The sequence below is a fragment of the Saccharicrinis aurantiacus genome (assembly GCF_001660705.2).
GTDB lineage: Bacteria > Bacteroidota > Bacteroidia > Bacteroidales > Marinilabiliaceae > Saccharicrinis > Saccharicrinis aurantiacus.
This window is the reverse complement of record NZ_LYBV02000031.1, coordinates 90,310-109,492: the sequence shown is the minus strand read 5'-3', so window position 1 is coordinate 109,492 and position 19,183 is coordinate 90,310. Positions and strand designations below refer to the sequence as shown.

Here is a 19,183-nt window from a genome sequence, read left to right as displayed (position 1 = left end):
AATGGATAATCAAAACCATCTTAAATAAGCTTGCTGTTATAAAACACAAGAAATCAATTTGTTTTAAAAACTAAAACAAATGCAATCAGTACTTTAGAGTGAAAATTAATTATTTAGATTTAATTCAAATACTTTTACTAAATGATTTAATAAATCAGTCTTTACTTTTTCAAAATCTTGTTTGCCGCCTAATTCTTTTTCCATTGAAGTAACTCCCTTATCTACAAATCCGCACGGATTAATGTGATTAAAGTAGCTTAAATCGGTATTTACATTTAAGGCAAACCCATGCATACTCACATATCTGCTCGCCTTTACACCGATGGCTGATATTTTACGCGCCTTGCCCGGAACATCCTTATCGAGCCAAACACCGGTTGCGCCATCTAAACGATCTCCAACAATTCCGTAATCGGCCAAGCAGTTAATAATGGCTTGCTCTAGTTTATGGATATATGACTTAACTGTTAAACCCATCAGCTCCAAATCGAAAATTGGATAGCCTACAATTTGACCGGGACCGTGATAAGTGATATCGCCTCCACGGTTACTTTTATAATAGCTGGCATTTATTTTTTTAAGGAAATCGTTGTTAATAAGCAGATTGTTAATAGCTCCACTTTTACCAAGGGTATAGACGTTAGGATGCTCAACAAACAACAATCGATTGGTGATGTCTTTTAAATCGTTCTGGTTTTCGCGATTGTGAAGTTTGATACCAATAATCTCATCAAAGATACTTTCTTGGTATTCCCAAGCCTTTTTGTATTCCGTTTGCTGTAAATCTTCAAATATTGTTGCACCCATAACTATTCTTCTTTTAAAGCATTAATATGTTTTTCGGCGTGGTATGATGATCGAACCATTGGGCCACTCTCTACATATTTGAATCCCATTTTTAAACCAGCTTCTTTGTATTTGGCAAAGGTTTCAGGCGTAACGTACGTTTCAACCTCTAAGTGCTCTTTTGATGGTTGTAGGTACTGACCAATAGTAAATACTTTTACGCCCGAATTGTAAGCATCTTGCATGGTTTGCAATACTTCCTCTTCGGTTTCGCCAATACCCACCATAATACCTGTTTTGGCAACCACACCAGCATCGGCTATATATTTTAATACATCTAAACTTAAATCGTACTTGGCACGTGTTCTGATAATAGGCGTAATACGACGAACGGTTTCGAGGTTATGAGATATTACCTCGGGCTTGGCATCAATTACTTGTTGTATCAGATGCTTTAATCCATTAAAATCAGGAATCAAGACTTCTTGTGTTGTATTCGGATTTTTTTCTTTCACCTTGGTAATGGTCTCTGCCCATATTTGCGCACCACCATCCTCAAGATCGTCTCTATCAACAGAAGTGATTACCGCATGCTTCAACTTCATAATTTCTATGGAGCGTGCAATTCTTATGGGCTCCTTAAGATCAACGGCCAAAGGTTTGCCTGTTTTAACGTTACAAAATTTGCAGGCTCGGGTACAGATATCTCCTAAAATCATAAAAGTAGCTGTACCTGCACTCCAACATTCTGCTGCATTAGGGCACTTACCATTTGTACAGATGGTATGTAATTTATTATCGCGGATGGTTTGATTCATCCATTTATAATCAGCGGTATTGGGTAATTGTATCTTGAGCCAATCTGGCTTTTTAGTTCTTACTTTCATGTTTCTCTTTTTATAATAACTACATATTCAGTAGTAAATCACAATGCAATGTTAAACAATTGACAGTAATTGAGCTATGAAATATATTAGCTTTTACGTAATGCTTGTGAGTAAGAACAGAAAATGGTGAGGATGGTTCATTTTTTGGTTAGGGTATCGAAGAATACTATTCAGTATAAGGGGTATCGTTTTCAGAATTTTCACCAATATTTCATTGTGGTATCCCAAACTTATCAAAATATTGGGCGATATTTCACTATGGTGGAGCATTCTTATCAATATATTTTTTGTCCTTTCAATGTGAGAAGCCGTCCTTTCATCGGGTTTGATACTATTTCACTTTGGCTGCCAATATTTCAGTATTGTCCTAGTCCTTTCAGGGCTTACAGCACTTTCTTTTATGAAAAATGAGTTCGAAATAAAAAATGTATTTTTACAATGTTTTATAACAACAGGGCCCTCCGGTTAAAGCAACAGGAAATTTTTAGAAGGGTTACCAGCAGCTAAACTACCGGAGGGCTATCTGGTTTATTATTTAATCTGAAAAAAATATTTTTATTTTGTTAATCAATGTCTTTTCTAGTAAAATTAACCTAGGTTAAATGGTAATAACTTTACACTACTAGCATATCCTTGAGGATGCTATCCCACCAAAGGCATACCTTCAACATATCAGCCACTTAAGGACATAAACCACCGCAATACTCTATAAAACCCACTTCGTAATCTAATATTTCATTTTTAATTTAGCTTACACTTAAAATTCAAGTATTAACTAATAAAATGAATTATGAAAAAAATCAATCTACGCCTATTACAAGTAATTGTAATATTAATCTGCAGCATACAATTGTATGCACAACCCACTTTTAATTCCGGACAGGACCCCAAACCAAGTGGTAAACAATGGGTGAAAGTAAGTAATCTGTCTGATGAGTTTAATAACGCATTTAATACTTCTAAATGGCAAAAAGAACCTTTAAAAAATGGTTGGACATGGATAGGTCGTGCACCAGGTTTATTTGATGCCAGTGCTGTTTCTGTATCTGGTGGAAATATGAGGGTTACAGTTTCTAAGTTACCCCAGAAAAAAATTATAAATGGTAAAACATTCTTATATGAAGGTGCTATTGTACGCTCGATAAGCCCAGGGAAGAATGGAATGTACTACGAATGTCGTATGAAAGCTAATGCCACAGAAATGTCATCGACATTCTGGTTAATGTCGCAAAATAAGAACTGTAACACAAAACACGAGTTAGATATACAAGAATGCGTAGGTGTTACTAATTCGTTAACCGACAGTTGGGCCAAAAATTGGGATCATGTTTACCATTCCAACATGATTCACCGTACAACCTCGTGTGTACCAACACCAAATCAGAAACAAGGGAGTACTTCATTAAAGGAGAAAAATCATTCTCGTTATTTTGTTTACGGATGTTGGTTTGAATCTGCAAATAAAGCACATTTCTACCTAGATGGCGTTTATCAATATTCCATTACACCAAGTACACCATTTAATGTTAACATGTGGATCCAAATGGCCATTGAAACCTATGATTGGAATCCAGTACCATCGGGTGGAGGAAAGGTAGCTTCAGGAACATGGACCGAAAGAACAACATTTTATGATTGGGTTCGTGTTTGGAAACTAGAAGATGCATCGTCGGGTAACTTAACGTCCTTTCAAAACCAAGGAAGCTTTAAATACATGAGTTCATCAAATATTAATAAACTAGCTTGCAACAAAAGCATTGCGGGTTCTACCGAAAAATTCGAAATTATTGATATTGGTTCAGGCTTAGTAGCTCTTAAAGGTAGTAATGGAAAATATGTGAGCTCAGAAAACGGCACCAAAGAATTAACGTGTACAGGCACCTCAATAGGCGCATGGGAAAAATTTACCATGGTTGATTATGGCAATAATGTATATGCTCTAAAGGGTAATAATAATTTATATGTGCGCAACAATATGCTATGCACTAGCAACGGAGTTTCTAACTGGCAACAGTTTAAAGTAACAAGTGGACTAAAAAATGCGACGAGTATTAATACAACCAACGAAAGTGGGATTAAAGTATACCCGAACCCTGCTAATGATATATTAAACATAAAGCTTAATAATACTGAGGAATCAGCCTTAGTTTCAATTATAGATATTAACGGTAAGAGTATAAATACCTCCATTTTTAATGGTGGCCAAACTTCAATAAATACTAGCGACCTATCGGGCATTTATATTATTAAGATAGAAACAAAAAGCAAAACCTTAGTTAAAAGAGTAATCATTCAATAATTAACTTCAAAGGGGGATGGTTAACCTATTCCTTATTAAAAAAACAATTATGACAAAGATCAATCTTCGCCTATTACAAGCAATTGTAATTTTAATCTGTAGCATACAAATGTATGCGCAACCAAGCTTTAATTCAGGACACGACCCTAAACCAAGTGGTAAACAGTGGGTAAAAGTCGATAACCTTTCCGACGAATTTGATGGAACATCTATCAATACCTCCAAATGGGCCACATCTGTAACTACATGGATGGGACGTGAACCGGGCTTGTTTACACAAGAGTCCATTACTGTGGCAGATGGAAACCTAAGAATTACAAACTCTAAATTTTCTACACCACAGGTAATTGATGGTAAAACGTGGACACATGGATGCGGCTTAGTCACCTCAACCAATGCTGCTCAAGTAGGCTATTATTTCGAAACACGCATGAAGGCCAACAAAACATTTATGTCATCGACATTTTGGTTGATAAATGTGCGCAACGAAGGAGAAGGATGCGATCAAAGAACCATTGAACTAGATATTAACGAGGTGGTTGGTCAGGTTACCAATGGTAGTTCAACTGCTAAGTTAAGTGAAATGGGCTCAAATACGCACAGTAGAAATACCTCGTGCGAAACTACTCCAACGGGCTCTGCAGGCAACAAGGCATCAATAGGTGAGGAGGCTTACAAAGACTATCATATTTATGCTGCCTGGTGGAAAAGCAAATCCGAAATTCAGTTTTTCCTCGATGGCAATTATGTGTACACCATAAACCCAACCGCAGATTTTAATTTACCAATGTATATTAGAATGGTTACAGAAACGTATGACTGGAACCCAGTTCCTGCGGATGGCGGAATGACAGGTACCTGGTCGGAAAGAACAACTTATTACGATTGGACAAGAACCTGGAAGCTTGAAGATGCACCTGCACAGAATAACTCAGTTACAATTTTTGCTGCTCCTAGTTCTGTTATGAGTGGTTCGACATTTGATGTTTCAATTTCGTATACATCGGCAGCACAAAATGAACTTCTGGCCATTGTAAACGGACCAACAGGCACTTGGCTTACCAACACCAGAAAAACAGTAAGCTCTGGTTCAGGCACTGCAACTTTAACCATTGATCAGGCAAGCGCTTGGGCTGTGGCAAATGGATACCAATTAGGTGTGGCCATTCGCCCAGTTGGAGGTGATTTTAGTTCTAATTTAGATTATGAATCAAGCAATTTTAATGTTACATCTGTATCAACAGGTAGCTTATCTTCATTTCAAAACCAAGGAAGCTTTAAATACATGAGTTCAGCCGATATTAATAAGTTAACTTGTAATACCACCACAGTTGGTACTTCCGAGAAATTCGAAATTGTTGATATTGGTTCAGGATTGGTAGCTCTTAAAGGGAGTAATGGAAAATATGTGAGCTCAGAAAACGGCACTAAAGAATTAACGTGCACACGCACCTCAATAGGCGCATGGGAAAAATTCACAATGGTTGATTATGGTAATAATGTGTATGCATTAAAAGGAAATAACGATTTATACGTGCGCGACAATATGCTATGTACTAGCACCGGAGCGTCTAACTGGCAACAGTTTAAAGTAACAAGTGAACTGAAGAATGCAACGAGTGTCAGTAAATCAAAGGAGAATAAATTAAGAATATATCCTAACCCGGCAAGTAATGTACTATATGTGAAGCTCAGCAGCATTGATGCAGTGGCTACCGCATCTATATTCGACCTTCAGGGGAAAATGGTAAAAACAATACAATTTAACGGTACAAGTGCAGAAATAAATACAAGTGAATTATCGGGTATTTATCTGGTAAAAATAAAAACGCAAGATGAAACCTATGTAGAAAGGGTAATCATTAAATAGAATATTTCAGCTAAACAGAATAATCATAAGGGAACCAGGAATACGGTTCCCTTTTTTTATGCTTAAACCATTAACTAAATCACTTGCTGGTAAATTCAAGTTACAAACCGTAATAAATACGGCCTCCAACCACTTCTTTCAATAAAAATCTCCCTCATCATTAAAAACCAGAACCCCTTGGCAGCTTAATTTCCATGCAAAATTTGGGAAACCTAAAATATGTAAGTTCTGAAAATGATAAGGCACTAACTTGTAATAAAACGCAAACCAACAAAACTGAAGTGTTCGAAATAATTGAGCTTAAAGATGGCCTAGTTGCTTTTAAAGGAAGTAATGGAAAATACCTTAGCTCAGAAAATGGAAAAAAAAGCCATGACTTGTGTAAGTCCAAAAATTGGTAAGTCGGAAAAATTCACCATGGTTGATTATGGCAACGATACCTTTGTTTTGAAAGGAAATAATAATAAACACGTGCGAGCCAATATGCAATGCACAGGAACAGGCATATCTGATTGGCTAAAGTTTAAGTTTGCCAATGCACTTTAAAAAAGAACTTCTTGCGAAGTACCCTAATCAGAAGAGGAGTCATTAACGGATTCCTCTTTATGTTTCTATACAAGGCCATACTACCAGTTCAATTACTCATTCGCAAAACAATATAGCTGTCATATATTTCCTAATTATTTAAGAGTGTATCAATCATTTTTACTTATAAAAATTCAAGTTTCATTAAACCTTAATACTTAGTTTATAATTGTAAATGAGTATATTAATTCACCCCCAAAAGCTTAATATACATTAAAAGCTCACATTTTAAATATCACGATTACTATAATAACTTCATTATTAAAGCTTATTGATTATCTTTGCACCGATTTTCTCTTCTGATAAATAGGTTTTAATTTTATCAGATAGAAGTTTCTATGCATCAAAGGCATAGATGTTTCACAAATTTATATTGAAAATATAGGAATGAGTACTGTTGAATTAAGCGAACAAGAACAAATCAGACGTAAAAGTCTTGAGGAACTTAACAAGTTAGGAATAAACGCCTTCCCTGCTGAGGAATTTAAAACAACCCACTACTCTCAGGACATCATAAAACAGTTCGAAGAGAATGAAGAGGCGGAGGAATTAAAATCCGTTACACTTGCAGGACGATTGATGAGCCGCCGTATTATGGGTAGTGCTTCTTTCGCTGAGCTTAAGGATCAACAAGGAAGAATACAAATCTATTTCCGTCGCGATGATATTTGCGAAGGTGATGATAAAACCATGTATAACACCGTATTTAAAAAACTTTTAGATATTGGCGATATCATTGGTGTTACGGGTCATGTATTTAAAACTCAATTAGGAGAAACATCTATTCACGTAAAAGAATTTAAGGTACTTACCAAGTCCTTAAAGCCACTTCCAATTGTAAAAGAGAAAGATGGCAAGCAATACGATGCCTTTACTGATCCTGAGCAAAGATACCGTCAGCGTTACGTTGATTTAATTGTAAACGATCAGGTAAAAGATACTTTCTTAAAAAGAACAAAGATTATCAACACCATGCGTGACTTCTTTAACGAGAAAGGTTACCTTGAGGTTGAGACACCAATATTACAATCAATACCAGGTGGAGCAAGTGCTCGTCCGTTTGAGACACATCACAATGCTTTAAATATTCCATTATACTTAAGAATTGCCAACGAGCTTTATTTAAAGCGCTTAATTGTTGGTGGATTTGATGGTGTATACGAGTTTGCTAAAGATTTCCGTAACGAAGGAATGGACAGAACACACAATCCTGAGTTTACCGTAATGGAAATTTACGTTGCTTATAAAGATTATAAGTGGATGATGAACTTTACCGAAGAAATGCTTGAGCGTGTTGCCATAGCATTACACGGACAAACTAAAGTTCAGATGGGTGATAAAGAAATTGATTTTAAACGCCCGTTCAAACGTGTTACCATGATTGATGCCATTAAAGAACATACCGGAATTGATATTGCAGGTATGGGCGAGGCTGAATTAAAAGACGTTTGTAAACAATTGAACATCGAAGTAGATGATTCAATGGGTAAAGGAAAATTAATTGATGAAATTTTTGGTGAGAAATGTGAAGGAAACTACATTCAGCCAACTTTTATTACTGATTACCCTGTTGAGATGTCGCCACTTTGTAAAAAGCACCGCGATAATCCAGAGTTAACAGAGCGTTTTGAGCTTATGGTTAACGGTAAAGAGTTAGCTAATGCATATACCGAGCTTAATGACCCTATCGATCAATTGGGCCGTTTCCAAGATCAGCTCAAACTAAGCGAAAAGGGAGATGACGAAGCTATGTTTATCGATACGGATTTTGTGCGCGCCTTAGAATATGGTATGCCTCCAACATCAGGAATGGGAATTGGTATTGACCGTTTAACTATGTTCATGACCAACAACCAATCTATTCAAGAAGTATTATTCTTCCCACAAATGAAGCCAGAGAAAAAGGTGGAAGCTGATGGCGTTGAGAAATACGAAGAAATTGGTGTACCTAAAGAGTGGGCAGAAATTATCATTAAATTGGGCTACAAAAAAGTTGCTGAAGTTAAGGAGTTAAAACCTACTAAATTGCATCAAGAAGTTTGTGGTTATAATAAGAAGAACAAATTAGGCTATAAAAACCCATCGCAAGACGATGTGAAGAGTTGGTTGGCTTAATACATAATATTTATACAATAAAACCATAGTATATTAAGTGCTATGGTTTTATATTTGTAAACCACTCAAAAATTAGTGGACAACAAAACTATATGGATCAAACATCAAGAGTAGGAATAATAGGAAGTGGTAGCTGGGCAACAGCCATTGCTAAAATGCTGATGAACAATGTGGATACATTGAACTGGCATTTTCGCAATCCTAAACACATTAAATTGTTTAGAAAGTACGGGCACAATCCTAATTATTTAACTAGTGTTGATTTCAATACGGATAACATTAACTTCTTCTCCGACATTAACCATATTGTTGAAGAGAGCGAAGTGCTAATTCTAGCTATTCCATCAGCATTTCTAAAAAGTTTATTACAAGATTTATCTATCTCACTGAAAGATAAAATTATTGTATCTGCTGTTAAAGGTTTAGTGCCGGATGAAAATATGATTGTAGGTACATATATGAACGAAGTTTATAATGTACCACTCGATCAAATTGCGGTTATATCAGGTCCATGTCATGCTGAAGAGGTTGCACTTGAGCGCTTATCATATATTACTATTGCTTGCCAGGATGTTAAAAACGGACGCGAGTTTGGTAACCTTCTAAACTGTGCCTATATCAACACTTCTGTTTCCGATGATATTTATGGAACTGAGTTTTCTGCCGTACTTAAAAACATTATGGCAGTTGCTTCTGGTATCTGCCATGGAATGGGATATGGCGATAATTTTCAGGCCGTATTAATGTCGAACGGCATACAAGAGATCAAACGTTTTGTAGATACCGTGCATCCTATTACACGCGATATTAAAAGCTCAGCCTACCTTGGCGACCTTTTGGTAACGGGATACTCGCAATTTAGTAGAAACCGTATGTTTGGTACCATGATAGGGAAGGGCTACTCGGTTAAATACGCTCAAATGGAGATGTTAATGGTTGCCGAAGGTTACTATGCTGTAAAAAGTATCAAAGAAATAAACGATAAGTACAAGGTAAATATGCCTATTACCGATGCCGTTTATAATATAATTTACGAACGTATTTCTCCTTCAATTGAAATACGTTTACTAACGGAACACTTAAGGTAATTACCTTACAGTTCCTATTTTTAAGAATAATCTATAATAAAATATTAATAATCCATATTTTATAAAATCAATTTAAAATGGAAAACTTAAGAATTGATATCTCGAAAACCTCTGTATCACAAGAGGTAGTGAATGGGTATAAAAGTGAAATGGCTTCTCACCTAAAAGCTTTATACGAAAAAACAGGAAAAGGAAACGACTTTTTAGGTTGGGTAAATCTTCCATCAAGCATTAACGATGCACAATTAGCCGATATTGAAGCTACTGCAAAAAAGCTACAAGACAAAGCTGATATTGTAGTTGTTATTGGTATTGGAGGTAGCTACCTAGGTGCTAGAGCTGTAATTGATGCACTTTCTAATTCTTTCGACCATTTAATTACTGATCGTAAAACTCCAGTAGTTGTTTATGCTGGTCAGAATATTGGTGAAGATTATACTGCAGAGCTTTTAGATTTATTAAAAGATAAATCATTTGCTTTAGTATCAATTTCTAAATCGGGTACAACAACTGAGCCTGCTTTAGCATTCCGTTTATTAAGAAATTTATTGGTAAGCAAATACTCTCCTAAAGAAGTAAAAGAGCGTATTGTTGCTGTTACTGATGGTTCAAAAGGTGCATTACGTACTTTAGCTGATCAAGAAGGTTATAAAACCTATGTTATTCCTGACGATGTTGGTGGACGTTTCTCTGTATTAACTCCTGTTGGATTATTACCAATCGCAATTGCAGGTGTTGATATCCGTGCTTTGGTAAAAGGAGCTCAGGATATGGAAAAAATTGTTGCCGACGAAAAGGAAAACAGTGCTGCTGCAACTTACGCTGCTGTTAGAAACGAACTTTACCGTAACGGAAAAGGAACTGAGATATTAGTTAACTACCAACCAAAGCTTCATTTTGTTGCTGAGTGGTGGAAACAATTATATGGTGAGAGTGAAGGAAAAGATGGCAAAGGAATTTTCCCAGCTGCTGTTGATTTCTCTACAGATCTTCACTCAATGGGACAGTGGATTCAAGAAGGTGTGCGTAACATCTTTGAAACTATTGTAACCATTAAAACACCTAACAGAACGGTTAACGTACCAACTGACGAAGCTAATCTTGATGGATTAAACTTCTTAGCCGGGAAACGTGTTGACGAGGTAAATAAAATGGCTGAGCTAGGTACATTAATCGCTCACGTAGATGGTGATGTTCCTAACATTAAAGTTGAATTACCTGAGTTAAACGCTTACTATTTAGGTCAGATGATTTATTTCTTTGAAATAGCGTGTGGTATTAGCGGATACTTATTAGAGGTGAATCCTTTTGATCAGCCAGGTGTTGAAGCATACAAAAAGAACATGTTTGCTTTATTAGAAAAACCAGGTCACGAGGAAGATACTAAAGCTATAAAAGCACGTTTATAATTAAACGTAGCTTTCAATATTATTGAATCCTCATACACTATGTGTATGAGGATTTTTAATTTAAAGTTGTTTATAAGCTTCCTTTACATTGTAAGATAAACTCATTAAATTATATACAGTTTAATCATTAAATGGAGGGATAAGCTATGCCACTTACAAAGATTGAAGAATACCTACGTGAAAACGATATCTCGTTTAACAAAATTGTGCACCACACAACTCACACTGCGCAAAGAACCGCTGCCGACGTCCACTTAACCGGCCATGAAATTGCCAAAACTGTAATTGTAAAAATGGACAGTAAACTAACCATGGTGGTTTTACCGGGTGATATGCATGTTAATTTAGAACAGTTAAGAATTGAAACAAAAAGTGAAAACATTAGACTAGCAAGCGAATCTGAATTTAAAGATTCTTTTGGCAACTGTGAGGTTGGGGCCATGCCACCATTCGGTAATTTATACGATATGCCTGTATATGTTGCCAAATCATTAACTACCGAAGTTTTTGTAGCGTTTAATGCATGCGCTCATGATCTGCTAATACAGATGAAATACAAGGACTTTGAAGCCCTTGTAAAACCAACCATACTCGAAATTGCATTAAAAACAGCTTAATTACTCTGCATCTGCCTCTTGAATAGGAGGCAGATTTTTTCCATCAGGCACTTCTGTCTTGATATTTGCATTTAAATTTTCAGGAGTTGTGATTATATGTAGATCCCTTTGAGGGAAAGGAATAACAATTCCTTCTTTATCTAAGGCATCATAAATGGCAACACCAACATCACTAACCGTACCCAAACCATTATCAAAATGGGTCCAAAATAGCATCTTAAAATCAATCGAGCTCTCACCATAGCCTTCAAAAAGAACCCTTGGCTGTGGAACCTTCAAAACGCCATCAAAAATTTCATTATGCAAAACGTCATTAAGTATTTGCATCACCTTATTTAAATCTGAACCATAAGCAACACCAATCATTATCTTCTGCCTACGCGTGGCATCGGAGAGAGTCCAATTAACCATCTCATTAGATATCAAATTGCCATTGGGTACAATCACCTCTGCTCCGTCAAATGTACGAACAGTACTAGCTCTTATGCCAATATCTTTAACTTCACCCATTAAATTCAAGTTATCCAACTGAATGGTATCTCCTACCTGAATAGGTCGCTCAAAGGCTAAAATTAAACCCGAAACCAAATTGTTGAAAATATTCTGAAGTCCAAAACCAATACCAACACCAAGGGCACCAAATATAATAGTAATGTTACTTATATCTATCTCGGCTGCTGCAAAAGCCATTAAGAATCCTACACTAATTATAAACAACCTAATTATCATTGATACTGCACCAGGTACACCTCTAGGCATTTTAAAGTGAGTAAAAACCTCATCATTTAATAAGAATCGAATAAATTTAGATAGCGATAGCGCGACCATTAATGTGATAAAAAATGAGAGTAAACTTCCTAACGATAGGCTCATGGTGCCTAATTTAGTTGTAGCAGTTAAAACACCTTCTAGCCAAGCATAAACATCCGAATATATATTAAAACTAACCAGCGAAAAATATACCCAATAAAAGAAAGCAAATACACTTAGGTATTTTTTAACCTTACCCATAACTAATGACGGATATTCGGTGAATATGTTGGAACGGAACCTTGGTCCGAACTTCACTAAAACACCAATTAAATTGATAAATACTTTCGCGGTTGCGGATATTAGTACTGCACCAAAAATTAACTTAAAATAGCCTTCAACCAATAAGCTAGAGAAACCAGTATTACCTATTACAGATAGGATAAAAGAAAGAGTAAAGCCAAACGCAGAAAAGCCAAATAAGAACTTGTAGAATTTTTGCTTAACATCGCTATATTCTTTATCTAAGCTTCGGTACTTTTTAAATATCCAGAAAACCATAAAAACACCCAAGGTGCACTGAAATACAAGTATTAATTGATTGAACAGAACTAAATCAGCTGTTACAATACCACACAAAACACTACCCATATAAGCAAAGAATATATAGAAGAAATTCTTAGGTACTTCCGTAATAATATTCGGAATCGTAAATGCCATTGGAATGGTGTATAAAATTCCCAAAATCAACAACATACTAATGGGCATATTACTAATAATAGTTTCTGCAAAAAGCAAAGCTATCATTAAGGCTAAAGCCAATGGATGTTTTAATAATATTAGGCATAAGGATACGTATTGATCGTATTCTTTTAATCCTTCCTTTAATAGTATGGTTCTTAAGTACAGTAATGCAAAGAAAATAATCAACAGAAAAAATAAGAATACGGATATTCCTATGATATTATCATTCAAATCATCTTTAATTGTTCTCACATTATCCGCGACAACAAGTTTGAACTTAGATGATTTTACCTCGGTAGTATCGGTTTTAAAGCTAATAGTCTTCCATAAAGGGGGACTATCCAATGCGAAAATATTTCCTTTCAAAAGGCTCTGTACCTCTACAAGACCCGTTTCTAATTCATCTAGATAAATAATACTTCCTGTTATATCTGATTGCAAATCGAGTGTTTGGTTCTGAACATCATTAATTTTCTTGTCTTGCTTTTTTAATAGCTTAATATTATTCTCTATCTGGGTAATCAGCTTTTCTGGCCGTTCTTCTTCTAAGGCTAACTCCTTGGTTAAAGCCCATCTTTTTAGCAATACTTGAAGCTCAGTAACAAAATCTCCCATATTAATAGATGATGATATGAGTGATTGTTTAAAAACATCTAATTGCTTCTTATAGTCGGCAACCTGTATTGAATAATGCTCAGCGTCCTTATAATTTAAATTATCGAGTGAATCGATATTTAGACTTTGCTTTAACTCACTTACACTATTTATTAGATCGTATATTATTGAATCTTCCTCAAGTATATTAAGAGATGGTTTTAAGTCTCCGTCTGTTTTTCGAATCAAATTGAATATAGATTCTGTTTCATTTCCAATTTCTTCAACAGCATACGATTTTAACTCAACCTTTGCTGAATCTGGTTGAGTGCTATTTTGAGATGATACGTATAAACCTGTTAATGGAGATAAGAGAAAAATTAAATTTAGTAGAGATAAGGTGTACAATTTCATAATAATAAAGATTTAACTAGGAGCTTAGAACAAGATAAAGAAAAGTAACAATATAAATCAAAAAAAGCTGTTCCAACGTTTTGGTAACAGCTTTTTTTGTACTAGCAAAATCGAAAAGGTAAAAAAATAGTAGCTATTTTTTTATTTTAATCATTCTCATAAAGCATCATTAATATTTAATAATTGCTTTTAAAAACAGCAATAAGACTTCTTAAAATCTAATTGCGATACAAACAAACTAAACAAAATGATTCTGTGCAACAAAAAGGTATAGCAGACCATGAGTGGGGCTTAAATACTGAAATGTGGGGTGAAATTCCTATATGTGGGATGAAAATTCACTAATTGAAATTCACAATATTAACATCATATTTATCAATAAATAAATCTATCCTTAAAAATTTATACCTACTTTCGTACTAAATGAATTTAAACAATAAAATACCTACATATTTTATCCTAAAAAAGAACATTACAAACCTTGTTCTTTTTACGGCTGGTTTTGCCCTACTCTTTATAAACCTTTACTCACCATTTGATGTGAAGAATTGGTTTGGCTTAAACCTGAAATCCCAAGAACTCTTTTTTTATTCTAGCTTAATTATTCTTACGGGTGTTCTTGTGGTTGTTGTATCGCGCGTTTTATTATACCAGTATAATAAAAGAGAGATAAGGACTACTATGCTTGGCTTTGCTCTAATAATAGCTGCTGAGGTAATGAGTATGTCGTTATTCTACACCTTTTACGAAGCATTCTTTATAACCGATGACGATAGATCATTTCTAGAGGTATTTAATGTATCCTTTCAAAATACCACTTTAGTTCTTTTGCTTCCATATGCAGTAATGTGGCTGTACTTTTCGTATGTAGATAAAATTCATAAGTTGAAGATACTTACCGAACAAGATGAAGAGATAAATAGTATTGATAGTAACTCTATGGTTCTTTTTAAGGATGAAAAAGGAACCATGAGAATAAGTCTGAAACTACAGGATTTATTGTATATAAAAGCTACCGATAATTATGTAACAATATTTTATGTAAGTCCTAAAGGTATTTCGCGCCATCTACTTAGAAATACCATAAAGAACATAGAAAAGGAGTTTATAGATTTCCCCTTGAAACGATGTCACAGATCGTACATGGTTAACTTTGATAAGGTTAAAATAATTAGGCGCGAAAAAGGAGGTCTAATACTTGAAATGGAAACCGACCCAATTGTTGAAGTACCCGTATCGAAAACCTACATGGATCATGTATTTGAACTTTTTAAAAAGAACTAATTCTTATTGAAAGGTAAAATTAGATAAGTATAAATATAACATCCTAAACAGAAATTAAATACCAATTCAAGGCCTGCACAGAATCCTAGTACTAGCGCTAAGGCAAAACTTAGTTGAGCAAATCCAAGTAGATAAGTTACGAAGATTAATAATGAGAATATTAACCCCAAACGAGCAGCAAATACCTTTGGTGCTTTATTTATTTGCACTCCCTTTATATTAGTAAACGAACTAATTTTAGTTGCTACAATTGTCAATAAACTATACTCACCTTTTTCAAACGATCGCAAAACAAAATCTACCAAAAGAAATAATGGCACAAGAATAGTTGGCTTAATGGCGAATACAACAAGTAATACAACTACTGATAATGCAACTATTCGTGGAATTGCATCATATACTTTATCTGCGGAAATTGGACATATCAATTGGTTCATATCATATAAGTTTTATATATAAACTATTTATAATAAGCAATTGTTTCTTAAAAAAGCTTATTATATCCTACTATTAGAGTATGTTTGGTAGGATAAGATGCACAGAACATAATAAAGCCAGAATAAATCACTAGGAGCAATCCGTTCTGGCTCTAATAAAGGATATTTAAATTATTAATAACTTAAAGTCTTTCCTGTAACCGCTATGAAAATATCCATGTAACGCAGATCGTTCTTCAACTGAAGGAGTTTTTCAATAGAAATCAACCCAACTTTATAGTTATAAAGAGGTCCTGAATAGGATTCCGTTATACTTGCGAAATCAAACTTTGACAGATCAGACTCATTTTTATAACGTAAATAAATTTCAATACTTCCACTTTTATCGTAATCAAGATTGGTATAGTAGTTCATCTTCTTATACTCATAACGATAATCGTGAGCTAAGGCAGTGATATCTGAAAGAACCGCCGATCCAGTAGGGTGACCACCTGCTCCCTTGCCAAACATGAATTGTTTATCGTAAGCCAATCCTTTTACAACAACGCCGTTAAACTCATCCTCAACATTGTAGATGTATTTATCTCGATTCACCAAACGAGGTAAAACAAAAAGAGATAGTTTATTATTTTCAAGTCGTTCTACCTGCCCTACAAGTTTGATCTTAAAGCCTTTTTCTTTGGCGTAATTAATATCGAAATCAGATATATTAGAAATTCCATAGTTTAATACACCCTCAGGATTTACAATTGTACCAAAGCTATGTGCAGTTAGAATAACCAACTTAAATAAGGCATCAAAACCATCTACATCAAAAGTTGGGTCAGCCTCGGCGAAACCAAGATCTTGAGCTTCTTTTAATGCTTCGTTATAAGGTTTGTTGTGATCAAATATTTTGGTAAGAATATAATTAGATGAACCGTTAAGTATACCTGTTACAGATAATAATAAATCATTATCGTAATATTCTTCAAGGTTTCGAATAACAGGAATACTTCCGCAAGCAGAAGCTTCATATAATAATGAAACGTTATGATCTTTTTGCAGTTGAATTAACTCGGCAAAATTTTCAGCAATCATTTTCTTATTGGCTGAAACAACATTTTTACCCAACTCTAAAGAGCGCTTTACTATTGGGTAAGCCTCATCGGCATCAGATATTAACTCTACTACTAGATTAATATCCTTATTCGATAAAATATCTTCTGGGCTATAACAGAATAACTCTTCAGGTAGTGAACGTTCTTTCTTATTTTTAACGCATATAGATACGATTTCTACGTTGAGTGCAGGGCTCTTTTTTAGAACATCGTATAAACCTTGACCTACTACTCCAAAGCCAAATAATCCTATTTTTAATTTCTTGTTCATTCTAATCTGGATAAAAAGATGGCTTCCTGTAACCATTACAAGAAGCCATTAATATTTAAAAACTATGATTTTGCAAAACCTACACTTAGGTCTGCAATAATATCATCTATATGCTCAATTCCTACAGATAAACGCAATAAACCTGGCTCAACACCTGTTGCTTTTTGCTCATCTAATGATAATTGTTCATGCGTAGTAGAGCTTGGGTGAATAATTAATGTTTTTGCATCACCAATATTAGCCAAATGACTTACCAACTCGAGACTATTAATAAACTTATCTCCACGCGAAGCTTCTCCTTTTACTTTAAAAGTCATTACGCCTCCAAATCCTCTCTTCAAATATTTTTTAGCTCTATCATGATAAGGACTACTCTCTAGGCCAGGATAGTTGACATACTCAACCTCATCATGAGCCTCAAGCCACTTGGCAACTTTCAAGGCATTTTCAACTGTTCTATCTAAACGAAGAGAAAGCGTTTCTAAACCTTGAATTAATTGAAAAGAATTAAATGGGCTAAGCGCTGGTCCGAAGTCGCGCAAACCTTCTACTCTACATCTTATGGCAAACGCAATATTACCAAATGGTCCGTTTACACCAAAAACATCAGAAAATACCAAACCATGATATCCTTCACTAGGCTCTGAAAGCGATGGGAATTTACCATTACCCCAATCAAAATTACCTCCATCAACTATAACTCCACCAACTGAAGTTCCATGTCCACCAATCCACTTAGTGGCCGACTCAACAACAACGTTAGCACCATGCTCTAAAGGACGAAAAACATAACCACCTGCTCCAAAAGTATTATCTACAATTAAAGGTATACCATGCTTGGATGCAATGGCCCCTAACTCTTCGAACTCAGGTATATCAAATTTAGGATTACCAATAGTTTCAACGTAAATTGCTTTTGTTTTTTCATCAATCTGAGCTTCGTAATCAGCAGGATCATCACTCACTACAAATTTTACATTTACGCCCAAGCGCTTAAACTGTACCTTAAACTGATTGTAAGTACCTCCATATAATGAAGCTGATGAAATAAAATTATCTCCTGCCTCAACAATATTATTCATTGCTATAAACTGAGCCGCTTGACCTGATCCAACAGCTACGGCAGCAACACCACCTTCAAGGGCTGCAATACGCTTTTCAAATACATCCGTAGTGGGGTTCATAATACGGGTGTAAATATTTCCAAACTCTTTTAATCCAAACAGATTTGCAGCGTGTTCTGAATCGTTAAATATATAAGATGAGGTTTGATAAATAGGAACAGCTCTGGAATTTGTATCAGAGTCAACCTCATGTCCTGCATGTAATTGTAATGTTTCAAACTTTAAATCTGCCATGGTCAATTATATTTAATGGTTACTATTAATTATAAGCTTAACGTTTATAATGGCGAACGCATTATATGGCAATTTGTTTAGTATATAACGCGCTGCATCACTAACGTGACATCATCATACAACGCATCATACCACAAATAAATGTAGAATGAATGGAGTGTGTAAAACGAAGTTTACGCACTAATAAGAATGGTGATATGTGAATTTGTTTAATCACTAAAAATTTCTTTCAAACAAATAAAGAGAAAAATAAAGAGAATAAAAAAAATAACTGCTTTATACATTACAATAATTCCGACAATAATGGCATGTATTTTGTTAACTCACAGTTAACATCAAAACTATATTTAACTCATTATTTTTTTTATTGAAATTTTTATTCAGTTATGACGCAACTATTTAAAAGTTGCATCATCTACTAATAGAACACAAAACTAAAAAGCCATGAGACAGATTAAATTACAAGTAGCATCTACATTAAAAGACATTGACGTACCAGTACGTTTTTTAATTTTACAAGCGTTTGTAGTAGCAGTTACAATACTAATGATCATTAAATAGTAACTAGTCTATTT

Annotated in this window: 15 protein-coding genes; 9 read left to right on the top strand and 6 right to left on the bottom strand. The window is 34.9% G+C overall.

What is annotated here, in order from left to right; genetic code table 11:
* Positions 1-105 precede the first annotated feature (105 nt).
* A complete protein-coding gene (lipB, locus tag A8B35_RS14445; RefSeq protein WP_075603266.1) occupies positions 106-807 on the bottom strand; it encodes a lipoyl(octanoyl) transferase LipB in 702 nt (233 codons plus the stop codon).
* A 2-nt stretch (positions 808-809) separates the two neighbouring features.
* Positions 810-1,673, bottom strand: coding sequence for a lipoyl synthase (gene lipA, locus A8B35_RS14440; RefSeq protein WP_075603265.1), 864 nt, complete (start codon positions 1,671-1,673; stop codon positions 810-812).
* A 790-nt stretch (positions 1,674-2,463) separates the two neighbouring features.
* Between lipA and A8B35_RS14435 the strand changes: the two genes are divergently transcribed.
* The 8 genes from A8B35_RS14435 to A8B35_RS14405 all read left to right on the top strand — a co-directional run bounded on the left by A8B35_RS14435 (position 2,464) and on the right by A8B35_RS14405 (position 11,656).
* Entirely contained in the window at positions 2,464-3,972 is a 1,509-nt protein-coding gene (locus A8B35_RS14435; RefSeq protein WP_075603264.1) for a T9SS type A sorting domain-containing protein, read from the top strand.
* 49 nt (positions 3,973-4,021) lie between these two features.
* Complete coding sequence (locus A8B35_RS14430) at positions 4,022-5,842, top strand: T9SS type A sorting domain-containing protein (RefSeq protein WP_075603263.1); 1,821 nt, start codon at positions 4,022-4,024, stop codon at positions 5,840-5,842.
* A gap of 194 nt (positions 5,843-6,036) precedes the next feature.
* Positions 6,037-6,243 (top strand): hypothetical protein, encoded by a 207-nt coding sequence (locus A8B35_RS23920; protein WP_075603262.1) that lies wholly within the window; start codon positions 6,037-6,039, stop codon positions 6,241-6,243.
* Positions 6,176-6,388: a hypothetical protein gene (locus A8B35_RS23200; protein ID WP_171973217.1), complete on the top strand. Its 213-nt coding sequence runs from the start codon at positions 6,176-6,178 to the stop codon at positions 6,386-6,388. Before A8B35_RS23920 ends, A8B35_RS23200 begins: the two co-directional genes overlap by 68 nt.
* 426 nt (positions 6,389-6,814) lie before the next feature.
* Entirely contained in the window at positions 6,815-8,542 is a 1,728-nt protein-coding gene (gene lysS / locus A8B35_RS14420) for a lysine--tRNA ligase (protein WP_075603261.1), read from the top strand.
* 92 nt (positions 8,543-8,634) lie between these two features.
* Complete coding sequence (locus A8B35_RS14415) at positions 8,635-9,630, top strand: NAD(P)H-dependent glycerol-3-phosphate dehydrogenase (protein ID WP_075603260.1); 996 nt, start codon at positions 8,635-8,637, stop codon at positions 9,628-9,630.
* A 77-nt stretch (positions 9,631-9,707) separates the two neighbouring features.
* Positions 9,708-11,039: a glucose-6-phosphate isomerase gene (locus A8B35_RS14410; RefSeq protein WP_075603259.1), complete on the top strand. Its 1,332-nt coding sequence runs from the start codon at positions 9,708-9,710 to the stop codon at positions 11,037-11,039.
* Between the two features lie 146 nt (positions 11,040-11,185).
* The gene (locus A8B35_RS14405; RefSeq protein WP_075603258.1) at positions 11,186-11,656 is read left to right on the top strand and encodes an aminoacyl-tRNA deacylase; all 471 of its coding nucleotides are present in this window, start codon (positions 11,186-11,188) and stop codon (positions 11,654-11,656) included.
* On the opposite strand, the gene A8B35_RS14400 is transcribed toward A8B35_RS14405, so the two are convergent.
* A complete protein-coding gene (locus A8B35_RS14400; RefSeq protein WP_075603257.1) occupies positions 11,657-14,158 on the bottom strand; it encodes a mechanosensitive ion channel domain-containing protein in 2,502 nt (833 codons plus the stop codon).
* A 423-nt stretch (positions 14,159-14,581) separates the two neighbouring features.
* On the opposite strand from A8B35_RS14400, the gene A8B35_RS14395 reads away from it, so the two are divergent.
* Positions 14,582-15,442, top strand: coding sequence for a LytR/AlgR family response regulator transcription factor (locus A8B35_RS14395; protein ID WP_075603256.1), 861 nt, complete (start codon positions 14,582-14,584; stop codon positions 15,440-15,442).
* Here the strand turns inward: A8B35_RS14395 and A8B35_RS14390 are convergent.
* From A8B35_RS14390 to A8B35_RS14380, 3 genes are all read right to left on the bottom strand, one after another.
* Complete coding sequence (locus A8B35_RS14390; RefSeq protein ID WP_075603255.1) at positions 15,439-15,879, bottom strand: DUF4395 domain-containing protein; 441 nt, start codon at positions 15,877-15,879, stop codon at positions 15,439-15,441. The two genes, A8B35_RS14395 and A8B35_RS14390, sit on opposite strands and share 4 nt — an antisense overlap.
* Positions 15,880-16,053: 174 nt before the next feature.
* On the bottom strand, positions 16,054-17,250 hold the full coding sequence (locus A8B35_RS14385) for a homoserine dehydrogenase (protein ID WP_075603430.1): 1,197 nt from the start codon (positions 17,248-17,250) through the stop codon (positions 16,054-16,056).
* A gap of 62 nt (positions 17,251-17,312) precedes the next feature.
* Positions 17,313-18,608 (bottom strand): O-acetylhomoserine aminocarboxypropyltransferase/cysteine synthase family protein, encoded by a 1,296-nt coding sequence (locus tag A8B35_RS14380; protein ID WP_075603254.1) that lies wholly within the window; start codon positions 18,606-18,608, stop codon positions 17,313-17,315.
* Between the last annotated feature and the right edge of the window lie 575 nt (positions 18,609-19,183).

Excerpts from the sequence above, each read along its gene's own strand:
- A8B35_RS23200 (WP_171973217.1), top strand. The coding sequence starts at position 6,176 with ATGGAAAATACCTTAGCTCAGAAAATGGAAAAAAAAGCCATGACTTGT.
- A8B35_RS14390 (WP_075603255.1), bottom strand. The coding sequence starts at position 15,879 with ATGAACCAATTGATATGTCCAATTTCCGCAGATAAAGTATATGATGCA.
- A8B35_RS14405 (WP_075603258.1), top strand. The coding sequence starts at position 11,186 with ATGCCACTTACAAAGATTGAAGAATACCTACGTGAAAACGATATCTCG.
- A8B35_RS14385 (WP_075603430.1), bottom strand. The coding sequence starts at position 17,250 with ATGAACAAGAAATTAAAAATAGGATTATTTGGCTTTGGAGTAGTAGGT.
- A8B35_RS14435 (WP_075603264.1), top strand. The coding sequence starts at position 2,464 with ATGAAAAAAATCAATCTACGCCTATTACAAGTAATTGTAATATTAATC.
- lipA (WP_075603265.1), bottom strand. The coding sequence starts at position 1,673 with ATGAAAGTAAGAACTAAAAAGCCAGATTGGCTCAAGATACAATTACCC.
- A8B35_RS14415 (WP_075603260.1), top strand. The coding sequence starts at position 8,635 with ATGGATCAAACATCAAGAGTAGGAATAATAGGAAGTGGTAGCTGGGCA.
- A8B35_RS14430 (WP_075603263.1), top strand. The coding sequence starts at position 4,022 with ATGACAAAGATCAATCTTCGCCTATTACAAGCAATTGTAATTTTAATC.
- lipB (WP_075603266.1), bottom strand. The coding sequence starts at position 807 with ATGGGTGCAACAATATTTGAAGATTTACAGCAAACGGAATACAAAAAG.
- A8B35_RS14400 (WP_075603257.1), bottom strand. The coding sequence starts at position 14,158 with ATGAAATTGTACACCTTATCTCTACTAAATTTAATTTTTCTCTTATCT.
- lysS (WP_075603261.1), top strand. The coding sequence starts at position 6,815 with ATGAGTACTGTTGAATTAAGCGAACAAGAACAAATCAGACGTAAAAGT.
- A8B35_RS14395 (WP_075603256.1), top strand. The coding sequence starts at position 14,582 with ATGAATTTAAACAATAAAATACCTACATATTTTATCCTAAAAAAGAAC.
- A8B35_RS23920 (WP_075603262.1), top strand. The coding sequence starts at position 6,037 with ATGCAAAATTTGGGAAACCTAAAATATGTAAGTTCTGAAAATGATAAG.
- A8B35_RS14410 (WP_075603259.1), top strand. The coding sequence starts at position 9,708 with ATGGAAAACTTAAGAATTGATATCTCGAAAACCTCTGTATCACAAGAG.
- A8B35_RS14380 (WP_075603254.1), bottom strand. The coding sequence starts at position 18,608 with ATGGCAGATTTAAAGTTTGAAACATTACAATTACATGCAGGACATGAG.